Raw genomic sequence first — 24119 nt, 5'->3', positions numbered from 1 at the left:
CGGTTTCTCCTTTATCCTTTTAATCCTTTTTTATCAGCCTTTCACCGCTCCTGCCGTCATCCCGTCAATAAAGTACTTCTGGAAGGCCATGAACAAAATAAAGATGGGGATGATGGAGAAAAAAGAACCCACGATGAGCAAATCATAGTTGTTCCCATACGGCGTAAGCAGTGTCTTCAGACCGATCGGCAGCGTATATTTATTGGAATTGCTAAGCACCATAAACGGCCATAAGAAGTTGTTCCAGCTGTTCATGCCGTTCAAAATAGCCATTGCAGCGAAGGAAGGCTTCATGATCGGCAGAATGAGACGCATGTATATGCCGTATTCCGACGCCCCGTCTACACGGCCGGCAGCAATAATCTCCCTCGGAATTCCGCTGAGATATTGCCGGAAGAAAAAGATCGTCGCGGCTCCCGCTATTCCCGGCAGAACAATTGCGGAATAAGTATTCATAAGGCCAAGATCATTCGTGAGTTTGTACAAGGGCAGCAGCAATATTTCAAAGGGAACCATCATGATGAGCAGCACGCAGATAAACAGAAAATTCTTTCCTCTAAATTCATAGGCTGAAAACCCGTATGCCACGGTGGCACTGACAAATAAGGTAAGTACTACTTGAACGATCGTTAAAAAAACCGAATTGAAGAACCATGTAAAGTAAGAATGACTGCCGGTAAATAGAAAAATATAATTGTCCAGACTCATACGGCCTAAATCAAAGCTCAAATTCAAGCCATTTCTCACAAGGTCTTCTCCGGGTTTAAAAGAAGCTAATGCAATCGCATAGAACGGAATAAGTACCAGGATGCAAAGAATGGAGAAAAGTGAAAAGAGAACCGCCTTGAACGCAACTTCTTTTCTCATCAGTTATCCTCCTTTTTAAAGAGGCCGCTGAACGCTAACTGCGTCAAATTGATAATCATCGTAACGGCAAGCAGAACAATTCCCACCGCAGCCGCATAACCCAGATTATTTTTCTCAATCCCTTGACGGTACAAATAACCCACGATCGTAAGACCTATATTTTTCGGGGAATTATTGCCATTCCACAACATCATACTCTCAATGAACATCGCTAAACCGGCATAAATACTGATCGTAAGCACATAAACGGTCGTCGGCTTAAGCAAGGGCATGGTGATTTTCGTAAATTGTTGAACCTTGGAAGCCCCATCAATGGCCGCCGCTTCGTAATAATCATCAGGTATGTTTTTTAAACCTGATAAGAAATAAAGCATGTTTACTCCTGTCCAGCGCCAGGTAGCCAGGACCAGCAGGGCAACATAGCCCGTAATCTGGCCTTTTAAAAATTTGACCGGATCCATCCCGAAAAACCCAAGAATACTATTGATCATCGAGGTTTCCATCTCTCCAAACATTAGACGGAAAATCGTACCCGCGACAACGACTGAAGTTAATGCAGGAAAGAAGAAGGAGGATTTGAAGAACTCTCTTCCCCACATGAACTTGCTGTTGATCAGAACTGCAAATAACATCGGAAAAGGAATTAAGATGATCAGAGTAAGAATCATATAAATGACGCTGTTAGTTACTGCCTTGAAAAAAACTCCATCCGTGATCATTTTTGAGTAGTTATCAAACCCAACCCATTCCGCTTCCTGACCGAGTGTCAGCTTTTGAAAACTCATCGAGAATGAACTTGCAAGCGGATAAACCCAGAAAATCAAAAAGACAGCGATAAAAGGAAGTACGAACACATAAGGCGCAACCTTTTGCGAGTACAGGAACCTCTTTATCATAGTCCTCTCCTCCTCTTTAAAGAGAGCTGCTCCGGCTAGAGCAGCTCTCAAATCATGTCACCTTGAGGCTTACTTCAATTCTTGTTCGATTTGTGCCTGGGCGTCATCAAGCGCCTGCTTGACGTCTTTTCCATCTTCGAAAATTTCATTCAAGGTTACAGTGCAGAGGATATTATTGATGGTTGGACTAGCCGGAGTCGATTTAATGAGCTGAATCTCCTCTCTGATTTCATTCAATACATCAAACGGATTGTTAACAAAGTACTTCACAAATTGATTGTCCGGATTATGCGTCACATCCTCCATATCCCAGACATCCATATTGATCGGATCAAAACCAAGGGTATTCCAGATTTCAATATTTGCATCCAGTGACAATTTCGCATAGGCAATGAATTCCTTGGCTAGCTGAACATCTTTCGCCGTCTTGGTCACCACGGTTGCCGTACCCCCGCCTCCGAAAGAACGAGGCATGCCTGTTTCAAACACAGGCAGTGGAGCAATCGCAATTTTACCCGCCAGGTCAGGCATATAGTTGGTGTAACGGGACATCTGCCACAATGGCATAAATGCTGCTGCATAGTTGCCGGCGTTATACTCGCCATATGCTTCTTCCGTATCCGGTTGGCCACCTGCAATCGTTGAGATCACGTTGTTATCCTGCAGATCCTTCAACATTGTTAAGCCTTTAATCATTGCTTCATTGTTTACAACTGGATTGCCCGCATCATCCGTAAAGTCAGCTCCTTGCTGACCGAGCAGCATAGATTCTTGCCAGGTTGCACTCGTATCGGCTGTGCCCATATATTTCCCGGTCTTCTCATAAACTTGGATACCCGCTTGCTTGAAATCTTCCCAAGTTACAATGTCTTCGTAGTTCACGCCTGCTGCTTCCAAAATTTCTGTATTATAGAACGCAACTGATGCCCCGACGTGTGTCGATAAGCCGTAAACTGTTCCGTCTTTGCTGTATAGATCGAGCTGTGATTGAACAACCGTGTCTTTGTATGGTTCAACCACGTCATCCAGTGATTCCAGCTGTGGGGTGCCTTTCATAAAATCGGGGTATTTGCCTAACTCAATGTCTGCAATATCCGGCGCTCCAACCCCCGTCTGCACCGCGATAGAAAGCTTGTTGTGCATGTCATCATATGGCATAACGGTTACATTCAGCTTAATTTGGCGATCAGGATTAGATGAGTTCCATTTTCCCAACATTTTCTCAAAGTGCTGACCATGAAGCTCCACAAATGTCCACAGTGATAATTCCGTCGCATTTTCTCCAGCTCCTCCATCGAGCACTGAAGTTTCACCGCTGCTGGAGGAAGAAGAATTCCCGCCGCACGCCCCGAGTACTGTTGCCATTACAAGCACTAAACAGATCGTGAACCATTTTCCCTTCATACCTTGACCTCCCACATATAATTTTCGGCTTAAGCCTTTTTCAAACGAATAACATTCCAGGAAGCTTTGGATAAGCGGGCATGCACAAAACCATCCCGGCATTCCGCCCCTCCCCGGGAATGAGGTTTGACCGATTCCACTTCCGCCGTATTTACCGCCTTCAAGTCCTCATGTTCAAGTACGATATGCTCTATGATCCGGTAGTCTTCGAAGCCGCGGACATCACACCGCAACCCGAGCGCTTCATCCAAATGACGATTGACTGCAAAGATGGTAAGTTCTTCTTCCTCACGGTATACAACTGCACTATCAAGATAAGGAACATCGGTATAATCCTGCGCATCATATTTCGGCGAATCAACGATGGGCAACAACGACTCGCCCCGGCCGTATCTGGATGCATGAAGATACGGGTAGAATATGGTCTGTCTCCAAGCGCGTCCCCCATTTTCCGTCATAATTGGCGCTATGACATTCACTAGCTGAGCCAGGCAAGCCATCTTAACCCGATCTGCGTGACGAAGCAGAGTAATCAACATGCTTCCAACCAGCAGAGCATCTTCAAAGTTATATACATCTTCAAGTTGCGGCGGACCAATCGTCCATGGATCAATCTTGGCGTCGGTATCATTGGAGTGATACCAGACATTCCACTCATCAAAACTGAGATACATCGTCTTCTTACTGCGTTTCTTAGCTTTGACGTAGTCGCAGGTAGAGGCCACGGTTCGTATGAAATGCTCCATGTCCATCGATCTGGCTAGGAAATTAGCTGAATCATGGTCCCGGTTGCCATAATATTGATGAAGGGATATATAATCAGCGATTTCATAGGTGTGGTCGAGCGTAACTGCCTCCCACTCCGGGAAGGTCGGCATAGCCGTGCTGGAACTGCCGCAGGAAACAAGCTCGATCGTGGGATCAACTAGGCGCATCGCCTTCGCTGTCTCATAAGCGATTCGGCCATACTCTTGAGGCGTCTTCTGTCCAATTTGCCAAGAACCGTCCATCTCATTGCCCAAACACCAGGTCTTGATCTTATGCGGCTGCTCGTATCCATGACTGCGGCGCAAGTCACTCCAATAACTCCCGCCTGGATGATTGCAATATTCCAGAAGGTTTCTTGCCGCATCGACTCCACGAGTTCCGAGATTGACCGCCATCATCACTTCAGAGCCGATCTCCTTCGCCCATCGGGCAAATTCGTTCGTGCCAACCTCATTCGGTTCTATCGTTCTCCAGGCCAACTCCAGCCGCTTGGGGCGATCACCCAACGGTCCTACTCCATCTTCCCAGTTATATCCGGACACAAAATTTCCGCCTGGATAGCGGATAATCGGTACATTTAGCTCTTGGATCAATGTCTTGACATCATTGCGGAAGCCATAGGTATCTGCCGTAGGATGAGCTGCTTCGTAAATCCCCCCGTACACGGCTCTGCCTAGATGCTCCACAAAAGAGCCATAAATCCGCGGATCAATTTCGGCAATTTTATATGATTTGTCTACAACCATTTTTGCTTTGAGCCCAGCTGTTGCGGATGACAAATGATCACCTTCCATTCCTATTTTAAATAACAATAAAATGTTTTCCGTTCACTTGAATGAATCCGCTTACAGATATAAAATAACATACAAGAACATAGCTGTAAATATAAAAACATAAATCTTTTCATGTTTTTATAAATTAAATTATTCTATTTATTAGCAAAACCCAATGTTTATTAGTTCTAATCTAAATAAACTTATACTTGAATCTTCATTTAATTTTATAATTACATGAAATATATAGACATTTATATCCACATTTTATATAAAATTTTATCTGAATCTACACTTTTCGATTTAATACTTTTGCAAACGACTAAGTTGGTTTATAATTATATAAAACAAACATAAATTTAATTACTTTTTCTGGAAGAGGGATATGACGCATGATTTATATTAAAGATTTAATGAGCGGCATCGATATTTTCAAAGCCTTAAGCTCTGAAATCAGAATTCAAATCCTCGAACTGCTCGCGAAGAATCAAGCGCTGAACCTGAATGACCTTGCTAACAAGCTGAATCTCAGTAACGGGGCTATCACAATGCATATCAAAAAGCTTGAAGAAAGCGGGCTAATCGAGATTAATACCACTGTCGGCAAGCATGGGATTCAAAAAATCTGCTACTTGAACAAAGATAAGCTTATGGTTGATCTGCGTAAAAAAGATGTAGAGAATCTCTATGAAGTTGAGATTCAAGTGGGGCATTACAGCAACTACCAGGCGTTACCAACATGTGGGCTGGCAACTAAAGACAGCATCATTGGCGATTTTGATGATCCGCGTTATTTTGCCGACCCGCAACGGATTGATTCCGAGATCATATGGTTGTCTGAGGGCTTTCTGGAATATCGGATACCTAACTATTTAAAGCCTAATCATACATTTAGAGAGATTCAGTTCTCCATGGAGCTGGGATCGGAAGCCCCGGGCTATTGTGATAACTATCCTTCCGATATTCATTTCTACATTAATGATATTGAGATCGGCTTCTGGACTAGTCCAGGCGACTTTGGCGATATTCGAGGAACCTTCAATCCGGAATGGTGGCCGCCTCACTTGAATCAGTACGGGATGCTGAAGCTCATTCGGATTAATCACGAGGGCAGTTTTATTGATGGATGCAGAATATCGGATGTGACCTTGGACCAAATCCAACTGGATTACAAGAGCGACTTGACCTTTCGTATCGCCGTAACCGACAGATCCGTAAACAAGCGGGGCTTAACCATCTTCGGTAAAAATTTCGGCAACTATGGGCAGGATCTGCTGGCACGTGTTCTTTACGATGTAAATGAAGAATAATAAATAAAGCGTGAAATCCGGGGATTACTTGCTGGATCTCACGCTTTACTTATATACACCTTGGATCAGGTTCCCAAAAATCTGCTTACACTAATTATTATGGAGAGGCCAGCTCCTTCACCTCTTCATCCGTAAGCGCTCCTTTAAACAGGCAAACCTCATCGATCCTCCCTTTGAACGGAGGATCCCACCAGTTTACGCCAAGGCTGAATGTTCCTTGATCATCCGTAAAGACATCCGGGAAATTCAATCCTGTAAATCTGACCTCACCGTTCACATATACAACTACATTTCCGCGATTCACGGTAAAGGCTAGATGAACCCATTCCTGCGGAGCGATCCTTATGCTGGTACCTGCGTCATACCACTTACTCCCGGACCAGAGCATGGCACTGTTGCCTGCCCCGTCATGGCCCATAGGCTGCAGGCTAACCCAGTTCGTATTGGACTGCGCACCGAAAAAGACCGGGGTGTAAGGTGTCAACTCATCGGCATAAACCCACATTGTGACGGAGTAACTTGGTGTGGCTACCAGGCCTTTCGGCAACAGAATACCTGACTTGCCATCAAGTACCACAGCAGAACCGTTTACCCCTTCCGCAAAATCCAAATTGCCAGCATCAAGGGAGGCAAGCTGACTGCCAATGATTTCTCCGGAACCAAAATTCCCTGAATGATCTGCAAGATCATGCTCAAACAGAAATTTGGCTGCCAATTCGGCTTTTCCCTCCTCTTCATCAAAGGAAGATTCCTGTGAAAGCCGCTTGACCAATGCATCGGTCAATGAAGTATTATAAATCCGCAATTCATCCATCTTCCCTTCGAAAGGACGATCCCACCAATTCACGCCAAGGCTGAATACCGCCGACTCATCTTTAAAAATATCCGGGAAGCCTTTACCGGTATATTGCTGCTCACCGTTAACGAACACTTTCACGCTGCCCTCATTTACGGTAAAGACAAGATGATGCCATTCTTTTGTACGAATTCTGGATCCTGTCGAACCATCATACCAAGCCTCACCAGACCATAGCATTGTATTGTTATCCCAAGAATCCGGCACAAGGCTGACCCAGCTTGATTTGGACCGCGCCCCAAAGAAAGTGGTCGAGAACTGGCTATGCTCCTCCGGGTATACCCAAAGCGAAACAGAGTATTCATTTCCGGAGACCAGTCCATCCGGAAGGCGGATGCCGGATCCACCGTCAAATACGGCCGCATTCCCGGTGACGCCTTTTGAAAAGGTTATATTTCCATTCTGTTCATCGATCAATGGCCCAGTCACTTTGCCATCCTTATAGTTTTCTGTCAAATCGGACAAGTCGTCTTCAAAAGCATAATAAGCAACTAGACCCTCATTCAAATCCAACGGAATGACGCGAACCTGGAATTTTTTCGCGGCGCTGAAGGCCCCCTTTGTAATCGTTGCCGTAAGCTCTGCGGCCAGCGGTTCTTCCCCTGGATCAGGAGGGCTGATAACGCCTGAATCTGAAATAACAGAAGGATCGGAGCTAAACCATTCGATCTTAGTTCCACGCACACCTCTCTCAGGCAATTGAAGATTATCGGTCAATCTGCTTGTGTCTCCAAGCGTAAGCGCCTGTTCAACGGCTCTCACTGCCTGTTGATCGGTCATATCCGGCTGCTTGATTCCCCAAATTGTCTCTCCCTTGGCCGAAATAGCCGTAAAGGTTAATGTGTTTTGCTGCAGAAGCGGATCCCAGCCTTGGACAAATACCCCATTATAAGCTTCGCCGTTCACCACAATCTCAGCGTCATATCCACCTTCCAGATTCCAGCTGCCTTCCACGCCGCCCGTGATCTTCTTATCCTTTTCAAGCGTAATCGATAGTGACTCCGTCACAGCCCCGGAATAGGACAAGCCGTGATTCACAAACTTATAATCTCCGGAAATATCGTCCTCCTTAACTGCCGCAGCCGTCTCCCCGGAATATCTTTCAGGTGCCGTCACGAGCCATCCATCCTTGTTCATAAACATCTGATGGACGCGAAGCTCATGCGCCTCCCCACGCTCCGGGAAGCGGGTATGGAACAATAGAAAGTACTTGCCTGCAGCCTCATCGTTGAATACGGAGTTATGACCTGGAGAGACATATCCATAGCCGTCCTCCAGACCGGTTTCCCCAATCTCTTTCTTGAAAAGGAAGTTGCCCATCATCTTGATGCCGACAAGATCATTTGCTGTATTCTGGTCTGTCAGGACAGCATTTTGACCGGATGCATCGAGATAGGGGCCGGCCGGGCTGCTCGCGCGGAACTGCCTCATGTTATAGCCGCCGTCCGCTCCAAGCCAGCCATACGTCACATTTAGATAATAGCAGTCCGTAGACGGATCATAGAATATATATGGGCCCTCACCCGATTTGGTAAAGCCGCCGGCGATCTTCACCCCGAAATACCGATCGATCAGCCTGCCGTCTTCGGTGACTCCATCCTGTCCAGGATACTTGGGCAGGCCCGTTTCCGGATCAAGCTCAAGCAGGAAAATGCCGCCTGACCACGAGCCATAAGCCATCCACAGCTTTTCTTCTTTATCAAAAAACAAGGAAGCATCGATAGCGTTCGGGTAAATCGCATTGTTGTATTCTCCTGTATTTTTGAACCATCCCGGATTTTCGCTATTCAGCTGTCCGGTTTCGATGAGCTCAGGCAAATGGGTTTGGGTCCATTTCTTATTGACCGAGCTATCGGCATCCTTTGCATCATTAAGCGTGAAGCCGGAATAGACAACAGTATCTCCATACAAATACGGGCCTTCGATATTTTGGGATACGGCAAACCCGATAGCTGATCGGATATAGGTGGAAGAGGCGCTGTAATACTGCATAAAGGCTCCGATTGTTCCATCCGGGTTCTTATAATTTTCATTCCAGATTACATCCGGCGCCCAAACAGCATACCCTCCCTTGCTATCGGCATCATCTTCGCCTGCCCACTTGAATGAATCCGCCAAGTTTTCCGACAGATCCCCGTAAATCACGTTTCCGGGTGTCGTATAACCATTCGTGAATTTGGTCCAATTCTGTAAATCTGCTGATTTGGCAGCATCAATATGGGATCCAAAAACATAATAAGCCGAAGCATCCTTAATTACAGAAGGATCATGGACTGATACATTAGTAAATAACGGCGGTTCAGCGCCCGGCTCCGGATTAGCGGGATTATTACTATTTCCGCCTTGCGAAGGAGCTGTTGGCGTTATCCCCAAGGACACCGCTCCCTTGGAATCATCGGATTTTGCCGTTTCTTCCTCACGCACTATTCTGGAATCCTCGCTGCCGATATAGCCGTTGCCTTTGACATGAATCTCCTCATTGACCAGAATATCTAAGATCTCGACCGAGCTATCACTGTCCAAGACCAGATCAGCCTTTCTTTCCATAACCAGCCGATGTAACTTAGAACCCGATAAATGCAGAGTCTGCGATCCCGAAACAAAAACCGTGCCGCTTACGGTTACTCGATTCAACGTAGCGGCTCCCTCTGCAATCCCTTCACTCAAATAAAGGTTTCCTGCGATCACGGAATCTTCCAGCACAACCTCAGCCTGATTAATGACAGCATTACGACTCGATATTCCTGAATAGGTTCCCGGCTTGTCGATCATTTCCCCGGCAATATGTCCGATCAGGTTAAATGCTTCACTTCGGCTAATAGGCTGCTTAGGCCGGAAGGTTTGATCGGGGTAACCCGATACATACCCCTGCTCAAACAGGGCCGATATTGCCGAACTGCTCCACGCAGGCCATTCATTGCTATCCTTTATACTTTCGGGTATCACAAAATCAGATTCAGAAGACAAGCGAAATGCCTTTACCAGCATTACAGCTGCTTCCTGCCTGCTCACCGTTTGATATGGACGAAGCGTACCGTCCCCGTATCCTTGTATATATCCTGCAGCAACAGCCTTTCTGAGCTCTGACAATGAGGACTCATTCACATCCTGATCCCGGAAGCTCCATTCACCTTCATTGATATAACGAAACACTTGATTAATCCAGGCGGCAAATTCTACTCTCGTAATCCCTGAAGCCGTGTTTTCCCGAGCATAGCCCGTGGCCGGAATCAGCAGGGCAACCAGTAACAGCAGCGTCAACCCTCTCTTTAACGATTTCATAGATTTCTCCTCCCCTAGTTCAGACACAGCGTGACTGCCGACATCGCAGGAAGCCGTAGTTTCAAGCCAGTCTTATCCGCAACTACTTGTTCAAAAGGAGCCGGGGCAACGGTGCTAGGTTGCTCGAAAGTATTATGATCGTTCATATGCCGGGCAGTTAAAATCCTCCCCACAGGCCGCAATTCTTCAGCATCCAACCCGCGCACTTCAACATAAATCTCTGCTTCCTGACCCGGGTCGATATTGACCAGGCTAAGATGAACTCTTCCCGCGTGATCCTTGGAAGCTGACACCATCACTTGCGGCAACTCCTGGCCCTGATGCCCGCAGACGCCAAGGCTTGATTCGACCGATAGCAATTCAGCATCCTGATGGACCTTGAACATATCAAAGATATGATACGTCGGCGTCAAAAGCATCTTATCCCCCTCCGTTAAAATCATGGCTTGCAGCACATTAACGGTCTGGGCAATATTCGCCATATACACCCGATCCGCATGCTTATGGAAAATATTGAAATGCAGCGCGGCCACAAGAGCATCCCGAATCGAATTTTGTTGATAAAGGAAGCCCGGATTGGTTCCCGGTTCCACATCAAACCAAGTTCCCCACTCATCAATAATCAGACCCACGCGTTTATCGGGATCATATTTATCCATAATTGCTCCGTGTCTTGAAATGAGCTCATCCATATGAAGCGCTCTCTTCATCGTGATGAACCATTCATCTGTATCGAAGTCCAGTGCCGATCCCTTACCCAGCCAAAAATCACCGGGTATCGTGTAATAGTGCAGGCTCAAGCCATCCATTAATCCGCCTGCATGCTTCATCAACACCTCCGTCCAGTTATAGTCATCCACGTTAGCTCCGCCGGCAATTTTGAAAATCCGGTTGTCTCCATAGTTACGGACATAGGTCTGGTATCTGCGATACAGGTCAGCATAGTATTCAGGGCGCATATGACCCCCGCAACCCCAATTCTCGTTGCCCACTCCAAAATACTTTAGCCTCCACGGCGTTTCTCTACCGTTCTCTCCACGCCAGGAAGCCATAGGAGATTCACCGTCAAAGGTCATATATTCGACCCATTCAGACATTTCCTGTACCGTACCGCTGCCAACATTTCCGCAGATATAAGGCTCGCACTCCAGCAATTCACAAAGCAGCATGAATTCATGGGTCCCAAAGTGATTGTTTTCAATTACGCCGCCCCAGTGGGTATTGACCATCCGCTTGCGCTGCTCATACGGTCCTATTCCATCCTTCCAATGATATTCATCGGCAAAGCATCCCCCCGGCCAGCGCAACACCGGAACACGAATCGCTCTTAATGCCTCCAGCACATCATTTCGAATTCCCTTAGTATTCGGGATGGAGGATTCCTTACCTACCCAAATACCCTCATAGATACATCTTCCGAGATGTTCTGCAAAGTGGCCGTAAATATGCTTATTAATTTGAGCCTTGGAAATGTCTGCATTTATAAGAATACGGTTCCCCATCTATTGTCCCTCCAGCTTACTTAGTAGTCCCGCCGATTATCCTTTAATGCCTGAATTCAGGTTGATCGATTGAATGAAGTACTTCTGAGCGAATGCAAATAGCAACAAGGTTGGAATAATAGCTATGATTGCTGAACCCATTAACTGGCCGATCATGCGGTAGTTGCCATAAATATCTTGAAGCAACAACAACCCGGCGGTAATCGGCATCTTGTCAACATCGGTATAAACAATGACTGGCCACAAAAAGTCATTCCATGAGCCAACGAAAGAGAACAGTCCGCATACAATCAAAATAGGTTTAATCAACGGAAGAATAATTGAGGCATATATTCTGAAATCTCCCGCACCGTCTACTCTGGCGGATTCATCCAGTTCATGCGGAATTCCCTTCAGGAACTGACGGACCAGAAAGATATTCCCCATCCCCGCCAAACCTGGAATAATCATCGCCCAGGAAGTATTCACCCAACCAAAAATATCAATAATTTTATAAGAAGGAATTATGTTCACAACACCCGGAAAGAAGGATATCCCTAGTAAAGTGAAAAACAAAGTATCTCTGCCCTTGAATTTCATCCGTGCATAACCGTAGCCGGTCAACGAGATTACGACAATAACCAAAAAGGTATGCAGAGATGCTATGAACACAGAGTTGAATAACCATCTCATGATCGGTGCAGTCGATGTATTACCCAGAATTGTCACATAGTTCTCCAGTCTCCACTCTGCCGGGAACAGACGGAAGCCCGATTTCACAATCTCCGACTGTGTTCTGAAAGAGGTAGATATGCCGAAGATGACAGGGATGATCCATATAACACATAGAGCCCAAAGAAATAAATTCGCCAAATACTTGGATATGTTCAATTTACTCATTTGAAGAACACCTTACCTCTCGCATCCTTAGATTCGATTCCCCGACAGACAGCTTACTCATTGGCATTCCGGTTCATAACATAGTACTGCAATGCCGAAATCACCAGGATGACCATCCCTAGGAGCACAGCCATCGCTGATGCCATTCCCGCAATGGATTCTCCATGCCCGAAAGCCAATTGACGAATGTACATCATCAGTACATGCGTCGTCTGTCTTGGGCCTCCATCAGTCATCATCAAAGGCTGACCGAATACGTTGAACGCCCCCGCAGTCGTCATAACGAAGGTGTAGATCAACGGAAACCGAATCGAAGGCAGAGTAATGCTGAAAAATTTACGATTCGCACCTGCTCCATCCATCTCAGCAGCTTCATACAAATCCTTTGAGACGCCTGCGATGGACGCACGGTAAATAATCATATTTCCGCCAACGCCACCCCATACCGTAATAACGAAAATGATAATCCACGCGTAAGGCTGGGTAGCAGGCCAAGCGACTTGCGAGTGAAATATATTCCCCGCTATGCCGAGCTGCTTGTTGAATAGCAGTAACCAAATCAGCGCCGCCGCTGAAATCGAGATCAGACCCGGAATATAAATAATGGCTTGAATAATCCCCTTAAGATTTACCTTCCGATGCTCTAATGAAACTGCAACGAGAAGGGGAATCACAATTAAGAGCGGAACGCTTATAGCTACGAAAATAAATGTGTTCGTAAGGCCATTAAAAAATTGGGCATGAAAGGTTGAGGTTGTGTCGAACAGTATCGTCTTATAGTTGGCGACACCAATCCATTGCGGGTCGTTCATCAGATTCCACTTGGTGAAGGAAGCATAGATCCCGTAAATGGTTGGAATAAGAATAAAGATTAAAAATAAGACCAGATGAGGGCCAACAAAGAAAACTGGCGCGAATGATTTCTTTCTCATAGCCTATGCATATCTCCTTTTGACGAAAGGATGCGCCAACCGTCCTTGTCGGCACATCCCTTTCAGCTTTCTGTTCCCGACTTTAATTCGCTTCCGCCTTGCTGCTTTCGGCAATCTTATCCTCCACAAACTTCTGCATCGTTTGCAGCGTCTCATCCAGGTCCACATTGCCGCGCACAATATCTGCACAGTAAGTGTCTACCGCTTCAGCTACATAAGGATAATATTCATAGGTATAGATATATAGGGATTCGACTTCCTTCTCGTTGGAAGTGAAGAAGGATTGCATGTATTGTGAGTAGTCCGGACTTTCGATCACTTCTTTACTTGCAACAATTTGTCCAGCCTTCGCCCACTCGATTGAATTTTGACGAATAAATTCCAGGAAAGCACCGATGCCTGCTTCCTTTTCATCAGATCGCTTATCATTCTTGAGCATAGCGAACAAATGTGAAGACGCCCGGTTCGTAAATTTATCTGCAGTTGTAGAATAGATGTTAGTCACCCCAAAATTGAGTCCCTCTACTGCAGCATGAGCTGTAGAACTCCACGTGCCGTCTGTAGAAAAAAGAACATTTCCGGATTGGAACATCAGGTATCCATCCTCACCGAATGGAGTCATCAGACCCGCATCAGCAATCCTCTTCACTTCCTCGAAGGCTTGCTTCATCACCGGCGTATTTACCGCAGGCTGCCCATTTTCTTCAATAGCTCCTCCTAGATTCTGAATTTGCGCGAGAATAACCCATCCAAGGAGAGCATCATTTACTACATAATCCCCTTCGTCCAGCTTGCCTTGAAGGGAGAGCATTTCATCGATAGTTACAATGTCATCATCCAGGAAATATTCCACATCATATTGCTTAAGCAAATCCTTGTTGTAATACATGGTGTTACTATGAATATCAAGCGGAACTGTATATTGCGTTCCATCAATGTTTCCCGTTGCCCACGCTTGAGGCAAATAGTTTTCTTCTTTAATTTCAGGGTGGCCGGCGATAGCCGAGTCAATCTGTTCGAGCACCCCTTGCTTTACAAACCCGGGCACCCGGTCAGCGTGGATAATAGCCAGGTCAGGTACGCCTTTACCGGAGTTAAGCACCGTTGAGATTTTTGTATACATATCCGCCGTGATCACATGTTTAACTTGAATTTCCGGGTTGGTGGCATTGTATTCCTTTACCAATTGATCCATGTAAGCGCCGTCATCTCCGGTCAAAGGAGTCCAAAATGTAATTGTCTTACTGTCTGAACTACTTCCACATGCCGATAACACTATACTCAGAATAAAAACAGTAATCATCATGATTATTCCGCGCTTTCTCAAAACCTTCGCCCCCTAAATTTTAATAAAGCTTGATTATTACATGCAGATAACTCAGATTTCCCTTTCGCTCTCAACTTGTACGTACATCTTTGAATAAATTAATAAATTTATAACCTCAACACCTCCCGGCTCCTCCTCATTGGACTCCCTTATACTGGTCAACCAAAACGCTCATCAACTATTTTACTAATATATGAAATAATTGATGAATGATTAAATGAATTCGCTTACAGGTATAAATTAACATAGGATTTCTGCGTTGTAAATACATCGTTTTAAATCTTTTTATTGTTTTATAAAAACAATATGATCATTAGGTTTAAATAATGTAAAACCCAAAGAAAATGGCTTAATTATACGAAATTTCTTTTATATAACCTTAAATAACACCCTCAAAATAATTCAATTTCTTCTGTATTAAGCGCCCTTAACCTTCTTCATTTTGAATCCCCTTCCAATTAAACATCTATTAGTTTATAATACTATAAAATAAATATTTTTTATTTCCTTGTTGGGAGAGGGTTAGGTCAGGATGATTTATATCAAGGATTTAATGAGCGGTATCGATATTTTTAAAGCGCTCAGTTCGGAGATCAGAATTCAAATGCTCGAGCTGTTGGCCAAGAATCAACCCTTAAATTTAAATGAGATTGCAAGCAGGCTGGGACTGAGCAACGGGGCCATTACAATGCACGTGAAAAAGCTCGAAGAGAGCGGACTGATTGAGATCAACACAACGGTTGGCAAGCATGGCATTCAAAAAATATGTTATCTGAATAAAGATAAATTAATGGTTGATCTTCGCAGCAAAGATATGGAGAATCTGTACGAGGTTGAGATTCAGGTGGGTCATTACAGTAATTATCAAGCTGTACCTACATGCGGGCTTGCTACCAAAGACAGCATTATCGGCGACTTTGACGATCCACGCTATTTCGCCGATCCTCAGCGCATCGACTCCGAAATCATTTGGCTTGCTGAAGGCTTCCTGGAATACCGGATTCCGAATTACCTTAAGCCCAATCAGAGATTTCGGGAAATCCAGTTCTCCATGGAGCTGGGATCGGAAGCCCCCGGGTACTGCGATAATTATCCCTCAGATATTTATTTTTATATTAATAATATAGAAATTGGATGTTGGACCAGCCCGGGAGACTTCGGCGATGTTCGCGGTACCTTTAATCCGGAATGGTGGCCCCCTCATCTGAATCAATATGGCATGCTGAAATTAATTCGGATTAACCGGGAAGGCAGTTATATAGATGGCTGCAGGATATCAGACGTCACCTTGGATCAAATCCAACTGGATTATAAGAGCGACATTACGTTTCGTATCGCCGTTACTGACAGTCCTTTAAACAAGCGAGGATTAACTATCTTTGGCAGAAATTTTGGCAACTATGGCCAGGATCTGCTTGCACGTGTGCTTTATGATGTGCGCCAGACATAGCCGCATTATACATTTTATCGCCTGCTAGCACGAAGAAGCCCTTCAGCCCACTTCCATAAGTGGTTATGAAGGACTTCTTGTTCACGCTGGGCATCTCCCCGTTCGCGTTAAGCCGTTACGTTTAATTCTACAGATATCGTATCCCGGCTATTCCCGCCGACCTGCACGCTTACCTTGCATGGCTCGGCCGCAAATTTCATTTCCCGGTTCCAGATGCCGAGTTCCTCCCGGCCCATCGTAAACTCTACCGCCCGCCGTTCTCCCGGATTAAGCATCACCTTGGCGAACCTCTTCAATTCAGCAAACCGCCGGGTAATACCGGATTCGCTGGCCTGAATATACAACTGTACCGTTTCCGTTCCCCTTAAAGCGCCTGTATTCGTGACCTCCACACGGACCTTTACCTCTTCCCCGCCTTCCAGCTCTCCCGCAGATATCGCGGTACGTGACAAGGACAGATTTTCATAGGCGAAATCCGTATAGCTTAAGCCGTAGCCGAACGGATATAATGCCGCCGATGGCATATCAACATATACGCGCGGCCGCGATGGTGTCTTCTGATTGTAGTAAACCGGCAATTGTGCCGAGGAACGCGGCAGCGAGACCGGCAGCTTGCCGGTTGGCAGCCCCTGTCCGAACAGGATTTCGGCCACGGCCCGGCCTCCTTCTGTTCCTGGGTACCAGGCACAGAGAATGGCTCCGCAAAGCTCCTCAATGTCGGTTAGCGCATGCGGCCGCCCCTGAATGATCACAGCCACGACCGGTGTGCCGGTAGCCGCTACCGCTGCTGCCAATTCACGCTGAACGCCGCCAAGCGCCAGATCCGCCAGATCGACACCTTCGCCACAATCCATCTCAGATGGGCTGCCCTCGGAGAGGATCGCTGCACCGTTGCTGTCAAAGTCACCGCCAAACTGGCGAGCGCTGCTTCCGCCCAATACCAGTACGGCAACGTCGGCTCCCTTCGCCGCCTCCACCGCTTCGGCGATGCCCGATGTAGAGAGATCGCGAATGCCGCAGCCCAGCGCATGTACGATTTCCGTGCCCTGCGGGGCCAAGGAGCGAATGCCTTGCAGCACCGTCGTTCCACTGCCCTCCGGCTGAACGCTGGTGTAATCGCCTAATTGATTGTACAGCCGATCCGCATTGGGACCAATGACCGCGATGCGGCGAGGCGAGGAAGAGATTGGCAGCAGGCTATCTTTATTCTTAAGCAATACCAGCGACTCTCTGGCAATTTGCAGGTTAACCGCCTGATATTCAGGACTTCTGGCAGCAGATCCGGACTCTGAAACATAGGGCTGATCGAACAAGCCCAACCGGAACTTAAGGCGCAAGACACGTGCCACGGCCCGGTCCAGCTCCTCCTCCTTCACTAAGCCCTGCTTCACCGCCTCCTCCAGCGTAGAGAAGGCGGTATCCCACAAGCTGAGATCAACACCGGACTTTAATGCCAATGCCGCGGCGGACTCATAGCTGCCGGTCAACGTCAGCAAACGGTCCACGGCCTGCCCGTCCGCCATGACAATGCCATCAAATCCCCATTCCTCGCGCAGAATGCCTGTCAGAAGATCCGGGTTAGCATGACAAGGCACGCCGTCAATCTCGTTGTATGCCGCCATGAAGCCTGCCGCACCAGCCAATGCTCCCGCCCGGGCCGCAGGCAGATGGATTTCCCGCAGCTCGCGTTGCCCGATGGCAGCCGGTCCGGCATTGCGCCCTCCTTGTGCAGCTCCTTGAGCACATAGATGCTTCAGTACCACTGCCAGCTTATTCGCCCCTGCCAATTGCTGCGGATCATCCCCCTGCATGCCGCGCACCGCCGCTTCGGCAAATTGCGAGGCGAGGTAAGGGTCCTCACTAAAGCATTCCTCCGACCGCCCCCAACGCGGCTCTTGCAGCATATCAAGCGCTGATACAAGGCCGATATGAGCGCCGCGGCTGCGAATTTCCGCCGCCATCAGGCTATAAGCTTGTTTCATTAATTCCGGATTCCAGGTAGCCCCTACACCCAGATTAACCGGAAGCAGGGTACCGTCCAGCGCCTGGTGGCCATGGGGACATTCCTCGGTCAGCAGCACGGGGATACCGAGACGCGTATGCTCAAGCACGTACCGCTGCACCTGATTGGCCGCCTTGGCGCTCTCCGTTGCAGTAATGCCGTTGCTATAATTGACTCCCGACCAGGGGTCGCTGCGGAACAGGCCGTACAAAGCCCCCATCCCGCCGCCACGGGCTACCTCGTCCTTGAACGCATCGGTCAGTTCAAAGCGTTCCCCTTGACGTATGTAGGCATCCCAGCCGTACATCCGCTGGTTAAGCTGCCCTACCTTTTCAGTAAGCGTCATGCGCTCCAGCAAATCCGCGATTCGCTCCTCCAAAGGAACGGATGATTGTTTGTATTTCTCCATGTTCTGCTTCCTCCCGCCTGCCGATACTCCGCGCAGTTGTTTATTTGTCCTCTGCCGATAAATTGCGTTCTTGCGTTTCGGCACTTTCCGCAGCCGCATCCTTGCCGACGCGCAGACCCCGATACTCCTTCGGCGTCATGCCAGTATGCAGCTTGAAGACCGAAACAAAATATTTGTATTCCTTATAGCCTACCTTATCCGCGATCTCAAACACCTTGTCATGGGTTGTGGCCAGCAGGTCTTTGGCCTGCTCGATTCTCATCTCGTTCATGTACTCCGTAAATCCTCTGCCCGTGCTTTGCTTGAAAATGTAACTAAAATAACTCGGCGTAATCTTCAGCCAAGCGGCAACCTCGGAGGCCTTCAGATCAGTACGATAATGATCGATAATAAACTTCTTGGCTTTCTCGACCACCCAATAAGACTTGTCCATCCCGGTCTTGTCGATCAACTGCTGCAAGGCCTGCATATCTTCCATGACCACGGCCTCCAGACCAGCGTAGGAATTGTAGATATTCGGGTCCGGCTGTCCAGGATGGCCATAATCAAGGCCCGTCATGCCGCTTTGACGCAACCGCTGGCGCAGAAGGGCAAATACCTCCTCATAAATCTTCCAGATTTCCGGCAGCAAGTAACCCGAGTCGCGCAAGAAACGGAACATCCCGGCAACAAGCGTCTGCACCTCCTGCCGATCCTGCTTGAACAACGCGGCAACCAGATGCTGCACCGTGTCCGCAATATCCAATCCGGGAAGTTTACGCTCCCTCATGAGCTTATCATAACAGCCTGCATTCAGCACCTGTCCTTGACCCAGCACATGAAGCCCCAACAGCCGAATCGCCTCCGCACAGCACTCCGCAGTCTCTTCCAGATGGACAAATACCCGGGATGCGCCTCCATAGATGCTCCCCTCCCCGGCAGGAGATAACGCAGTCACCGCCTGGTCGAGCAACTCATCCCATTCGCGAGGCTCCAATTCCTCGTCCGCCGCCAGCAGGGTAATTAACAGATTCTCGTGGTCAAATACGGAAAACGCCCGAAGGCTTTGCCGCTCCAGATGCTGCCTCAGGCTCTCCAGCCAAGACCGCTGGACCTGTTCATAAGGTTCGCCCTTTAAGCTCGCAAAGCGCTGATGGAACTCGGCAAACTGTGTGGCCAAAATCCGAAATTGAACGCCGCGAAGCGATGCAGGAGGCTCCTGCCCGTACGCCAAACCATGGCGAGCCGTGCCCGAAAGCCACAACTGAATATCCTGCATCGTCCCCTGCTTGTCCCTCTGGCAGATACGCTGAACAATTTTTCTGACGACAGTGGTCAATTCCTCGATATCAACCGGCTTAAGCAAATAATCGTTGACTCCCAAACGAATGGCTTGGCGTGCATAGCTAAAATCTTCATAACCGCTAATCATGACGACCTGCACATGAGAATGATGCAAACGAAGCTGCTCCGCAAGCTCCAGGCCATCCATTCCATCCATTCGAATATCCGAAAGCACCAGATCCACTTCATGCTGCTCCACCAGCCGCAGTGCTTCCCTGCCTTCATGGGCCTCTCCGACAACTTCAACGCCTAGCTCGGCCCAATCAATAGTATAGTGCAAACCTTCGCGAATGACCGCCTCATCATCTACGATGAGCATTTTTATACGTTTATTCTCCCCCACGAATGTCATGCTTGCTTCAAAATCAGGACTCATGTGGTTCACCTCCTGAATGAGTGGTCTCGGTGTAAGGGATGCGAAGACGAATCCAGGTCCCCTTGTCCGTTGTCTCTACAATCTGTAATCCGTAATCCGGTCCAAAGAAAATCGATAATCGCTCATGAATGTTGTTCATGGCCCCTTCCCTGCCCACGCCCGTTGGCCGCTGATCGAGGGCTGTGCGAATTTCCTCCGCCCGTTCAAGGGTCATGCCTTTGCCATTGTCGATCACGTCAACCCAAATCTCGCCTTCTTCGGCATAACACCGGACCGCCACTTTATTAACCAGATGGCTCTGGTGCAACCCGTGTTTGATAAAATTTTCGACCAAAGGCTGGATCGTCGCTTTCAAAGTAATTGCCTCTTCAATTCCAGCTTGTATGAATAGGGTATACTTTAATCGCTTCTCTCCCAATCTGCGCTGTTGCAAATAAAGATAAGAGCGGGCAAACTCCAGTTCCTTACGCAGGGTCGTCTCATAGCTGCCCGTACCTACACTCGAGCGAAAGAACTTGGACAACATTTCAATTAATTGGCTTGATTGCGTCGCCTTCTCCAATCGGGCGGTCCAGCGAATCATATCCAATGTATTGTAGAGGAAATGCGGGTCCATCTGGTTCTGCATCAGCTTGAGCTCCGACTCGCGCTCCCGCAGCTCCAGCTTGTACTTATGCTCAATCAACTGCTGAATCGTCTGCACCATCTCGTTGAATTTCCGGTTAAGCTCAGATATCTCGTCCTTGGAGTTAACCGGCACCCGAGCATTGAAATCACCGTAAGCTACTTTGTTCGTTTCCTTCTTAAGCCGCAGAATAGGTTGAATAATCGTGTAATGGAACCCGATCAAGGCCGTTAAGCCAAGCAGCAGAATAGCCGCCAAAATAAACAGCATCATCAGCTTGACTCCACGAAATTCCTCGGATACTTCCGCTTCAGGGATCATGGCAATTACCTTCCACTCCGTATTCTCCATCCGATCGTAAACGGTCAGATAGCGAATATCGCCCACCTCATGGGTCAGGTCGCCTTTGCCTGAAGAAAGCTTGTCCAACAAGGAACGATCCGGCTTGAAGCCTTCCGGCATCTGATTCCGGGAGCCCAGAATGACTTGACCCTTGGGACCTACGATAAATACACTGCCTGTCCCTTCTTTGAATATCCCTTTTTCTAATGAATTCACAATGCTCGCTTCATCCAAGCGAATGATCAGCCGGCCGAGCGGTCTTGTAATCTGGCTATAGGAATTAAGCACCCGAAACATGGACAATACACGGACTTCTCCGTTCCAGCCGCTCTGAAGCTGATATCCCTCCGTCCAAACGATCCCGCCCTTGCGCTCCTTGGCCTCCTGCTGCCATCTCTGTTCATCCCCGCTAAACGGCTCGCCCATCTCGATAAAGCTGCCGTTAAAGCCAGTGATTTCAATGGCCCGGATATATCCCTTGGACATCAGTTGAAAGGTGAGAAAATCCTCAATATTACGCTTGAGGTTTGTCTGCTGCTCACTGGTAAGCGGAGGAGCCGACCTAAGAAAGTTGCGCATGTCCGGACTCAGAATTAAATAGTTGGCAATGTCCTCGACCATCTTGGTTTGCTCGCCAAGCTGGTTAACGACGTTGTCCAGATTGCGTTTAGTGGAATTGATAAACTGGTCTCTCAATACAACATTAAATTGATACTGAACCACGACGCCGACCCCGATGGTCGGCAAAATAACAAACAGCAGGAAAATAACAAGCGCTTTACGTTTTAAGCTAAAGCTGCCAAGGACTCTTCTGTTGCCTGTCATCATGCTGTCGCCTCCACCTGGTCTTTGATGCAAATTGACCGCCTGTCCGCCGTCCCCCAAAATTTTGCAAGGACGGCTAACAGCCGGTTTATGTTATGTTATCCTTTTACCGCTCCCGCCGTCATACCGGTAACCAGTTGTTTTTGCAGCAGCAGATAGAAAATAATGATTGGAATCAATGCCATCGTTAACGCCGACATTTGCAAGGTCAGGCTCGCTGTTTCGATGCCGACGAAGTTTGCAAGCCCCAGCGGCAACGTCTTCAACTCGGAGGAACTGATCAGCACCAGCGCGAACAAGTATTCATTCCAGTTATATATGAAATTGAGGATGATGACGGTCGCCATCGCCGGTCTCGTTATTGGCAAAATAATTGACCAGAATATCCGGAAGATGCCGGCGCCGTCCATCACGCCCGATTCCTCGAGATCCTTCGGGAATCCCCGCATGAAGCCCTCCAGAATAATGATCGTTAATGAAAGGTGAAATGCCGTATAGGGCAAGATTAGTGATAAATGCGTATCGAGAAAATGAAGCTTCTGCATAATCAGAAAAATCGGAATCAGCGTAGCATGTATCGGTACGAGCATTCCTAGCAGAAACAGTCCGTAAGTCAGCCCGCGAAGCTTGAACTCAAAACGCGAAAGAAAGTACGAGGCCAGCGCCCCGAGAAGCACAGTGACAATCAGGGAAGCAAAGGTCACGAATAAACTGTTCAGAAAATATACGTTCATGTTCGCGATCTTCCAGGCTTCCGCGTAGTTGGAAAATTGCAGCGTCTCCGGCAACGAGAACGGATTGACTGCATATTCCTGCTCTGTCTTGAAGGAGTTGACCACCATCCAGAAAAGCGGAACTATATTCATAATAGCGAATAGACTCAAAAATGTGTATGCAAATATGCGAAATCCAAGCGACTTCCTATTCACGGCGAACCCCTCCTTCCTCAAGCATCTTTTTCTCTACCCAAGCGATTGACCAGCGTAATGACCACCAGACTGAACAGCAGAATCAGAATGGACACCGCACTGCCGTAGCCGTAACGCATGTTCATAAAGGCGCTGTTGTACATATGAATGGTCATGACCTCCGTCTGATGCGCCGGACCGCCGCCCGTCAAAATCTGAATCAGGTCAAACACCCGGAAGGAGTTACTGATGCTGTACACGACACCGACCATCATCGTACTGCGGATCATCGGAATCGTAATGCGGAAGGTGCGTTTGAAGCCGGTCGCTCCATCCAACTCGGCAGCCTCGTTCACCTCATCGGGAATATTTTGCAGGGCCGCCAGGAAAATAACCATATACAAGCCGCAGTTTTGCCAAATATATGCGACACTAATCGATAGCATGGACAAGCGGCTGTCACCGAGCCAGTTCTGCTGCCAGCTCTCCAGTCCGAACATGCCCAGCAGGTTATTTAACATACCGTATTCCGTGTTGTAGATCATGCCCCAGATCAAGGACACCATGACCGATGAAATAACAACCGGCATAAATCCGACGGTACGGAAAAATCCGGAGCCTTTTAGCCCGCGATTGAGCAAGAGTGCAAGCAGCAGACCTAGCGGGATTTGCCCCACCAGACCGGTAACCATGATAATGACGTTATTCTTGACGGACAGCCAGAAGATATCGTCGCTCAAAATTCTTGTGAAATTCTTGAGCCCCACAAAATCCATGGCTCCGATACCGTTCCAATCCATAAATGAATAATACAATGACAAGCCGATGGGAACGATCGCGATCCCCAGGTAAATGATCAGTGCCGGCAGCAAGCCGATAAATATCGCCAGCTTCGTTCCACGCAGCGTTTGCATGTCGGGTCCCTCCTTTATGTCGAAGCCTTGCTTCACACCCGATGAATGAAGAAAACCCGGGGTTCGGGTTTTCTAGCAAACATCGATTTTGAAGCCTCGTGCCTGTCTTGCCGTTTAAGTGCAAGTTCGATTTTCCGAACTGCCTCTGC

The 24119-nt window shown here is 47.7% G+C and carries 16 protein-coding genes; 2 read left to right on the top strand and 14 right to left on the bottom strand.

Annotated features, from left to right (window positions below; translation table 11 throughout):
• Positions 1-33: 33 nt before the first annotated feature.
• From KQJ23_RS10815 to arfA, 4 genes are all read right to left on the bottom strand, one after another.
• The gene (locus KQJ23_RS10815; protein ID WP_216478895.1) at positions 34-867 is read right to left on the bottom strand and encodes a carbohydrate ABC transporter permease; all 834 of its coding nucleotides are present in this window, start codon (positions 865-867) and stop codon (positions 34-36) included.
• A complete protein-coding gene (locus KQJ23_RS10810) occupies positions 867-1763 on the bottom strand; it encodes a carbohydrate ABC transporter permease (RefSeq protein WP_216478894.1) in 897 nt (298 codons plus the stop codon). Before KQJ23_RS10810 ends, KQJ23_RS10815 begins: the two co-directional genes overlap by 1 nt.
• A 69-nt stretch (positions 1764-1832) precedes the next feature.
• A complete protein-coding gene (locus tag KQJ23_RS10805) occupies positions 1833-3167 on the bottom strand; it encodes an ABC transporter substrate-binding protein (RefSeq protein ID WP_216478893.1) in 1335 nt (444 codons plus the stop codon).
• 29 nt (positions 3168-3196) lie between these two features.
• Complete coding sequence (arfA, locus tag KQJ23_RS10800) at positions 3197-4729, bottom strand: arabinosylfuranosidase ArfA (RefSeq protein WP_249529682.1); 1533 nt, start codon at positions 4727-4729, stop codon at positions 3197-3199.
• A gap of 371 nt (positions 4730-5100) precedes the next feature.
• Between arfA and KQJ23_RS10795 the strand changes: the two genes are divergently transcribed.
• Entirely contained in the window at positions 5101-6018 is a 918-nt protein-coding gene (locus KQJ23_RS10795) for an ArsR/SmtB family transcription factor (RefSeq protein WP_216478892.1), read from the top strand.
• Between the two features lie 97 nt (positions 6019-6115).
• Here the strand turns inward: KQJ23_RS10795 and KQJ23_RS10790 are convergent, their stop codons facing one another.
• The 5 genes from KQJ23_RS10790 to KQJ23_RS10770 all read right to left on the bottom strand — a co-directional run bounded on the left by KQJ23_RS10790 (position 6116) and on the right by KQJ23_RS10770 (position 14775).
• A complete protein-coding gene (locus KQJ23_RS10790; protein ID WP_216478891.1) occupies positions 6116-10156 on the bottom strand; it encodes a LamG-like jellyroll fold domain-containing protein in 4041 nt (1346 codons plus the stop codon).
• Between the two features lie 14 nt (positions 10157-10170).
• Complete coding sequence (locus tag KQJ23_RS10785) at positions 10171-11658, bottom strand: alpha-N-arabinofuranosidase (RefSeq protein WP_216478890.1); 1488 nt, start codon at positions 11656-11658, stop codon at positions 10171-10173.
• Positions 11659-11694: 36 nt separating this feature from the next.
• Positions 11695-12537 (bottom strand): carbohydrate ABC transporter permease, encoded by an 843-nt coding sequence (locus KQJ23_RS10780; RefSeq protein ID WP_216478889.1) that lies wholly within the window; start codon positions 12535-12537, stop codon positions 11695-11697.
• Between the two features lie 53 nt (positions 12538-12590).
• Complete coding sequence (locus tag KQJ23_RS10775) at positions 12591-13469, bottom strand: carbohydrate ABC transporter permease (protein WP_216478888.1); 879 nt, start codon at positions 13467-13469, stop codon at positions 12591-12593.
• 82 nt (positions 13470-13551) lie between these two features.
• On the bottom strand, positions 13552-14775 hold the full coding sequence (locus KQJ23_RS10770) for an extracellular solute-binding protein (protein WP_430522295.1): 1224 nt from the start codon (positions 14773-14775) through the stop codon (positions 13552-13554).
• 553 nt (positions 14776-15328) lie between these two features.
• Between KQJ23_RS10770 and KQJ23_RS10765 the strand changes: the two genes are divergently transcribed.
• Positions 15329-16246: an ArsR/SmtB family transcription factor gene (locus tag KQJ23_RS10765; RefSeq protein ID WP_216478886.1), complete on the top strand. Its 918-nt coding sequence runs from the start codon at positions 15329-15331 to the stop codon at positions 16244-16246.
• Between the two features lie 107 nt (positions 16247-16353).
• On the opposite strand, the gene KQJ23_RS10760 is transcribed toward KQJ23_RS10765, so the two are convergent.
• The 5 genes from KQJ23_RS10760 to KQJ23_RS10740 all read right to left on the bottom strand — a co-directional run bounded on the left by KQJ23_RS10760 (position 16354) and on the right by KQJ23_RS10740 (position 23970).
• On the bottom strand, positions 16354-18657 hold the full coding sequence (locus KQJ23_RS10760) for a glycoside hydrolase family 3 N-terminal domain-containing protein (protein ID WP_216478885.1): 2304 nt from the start codon (positions 18655-18657) through the stop codon (positions 16354-16356).
• A gap of 40 nt (positions 18658-18697) precedes the next feature.
• The gene (locus KQJ23_RS10755) at positions 18698-20356 is read right to left on the bottom strand and encodes a response regulator (RefSeq protein WP_249529681.1); all 1659 of its coding nucleotides are present in this window, start codon (positions 20354-20356) and stop codon (positions 18698-18700) included.
• A complete protein-coding gene (locus KQJ23_RS10750; protein ID WP_249529680.1) occupies positions 20346-22151 on the bottom strand; it encodes a sensor histidine kinase in 1806 nt (601 codons plus the stop codon). The genes KQJ23_RS10755 and KQJ23_RS10750 overlap by 11 nt, the downstream gene beginning before the upstream one ends.
• A gap of 95 nt (positions 22152-22246) precedes the next feature.
• The gene (locus KQJ23_RS10745; RefSeq protein WP_216478884.1) at positions 22247-23077 is read right to left on the bottom strand and encodes a carbohydrate ABC transporter permease; all 831 of its coding nucleotides are present in this window, start codon (positions 23075-23077) and stop codon (positions 22247-22249) included.
• A 17-nt stretch (positions 23078-23094) separates the two neighbouring features.
• Positions 23095-23970, bottom strand: coding sequence for a carbohydrate ABC transporter permease (locus tag KQJ23_RS10740; RefSeq protein ID WP_216478883.1), 876 nt, complete (start codon positions 23968-23970; stop codon positions 23095-23097).
• Positions 23971-24119 lie beyond the last annotated feature (149 nt).

This window comes from Paenibacillus brevis (assembly GCF_018919145.1).
Lineage (GTDB): Bacteria > Bacillota > Bacilli > Paenibacillales > Paenibacillaceae > Fontibacillus > Fontibacillus brevis.
Note: the sequence above shows the minus strand (reverse complement) of the source record. Positions and strands in the feature narration are given on the sequence as shown.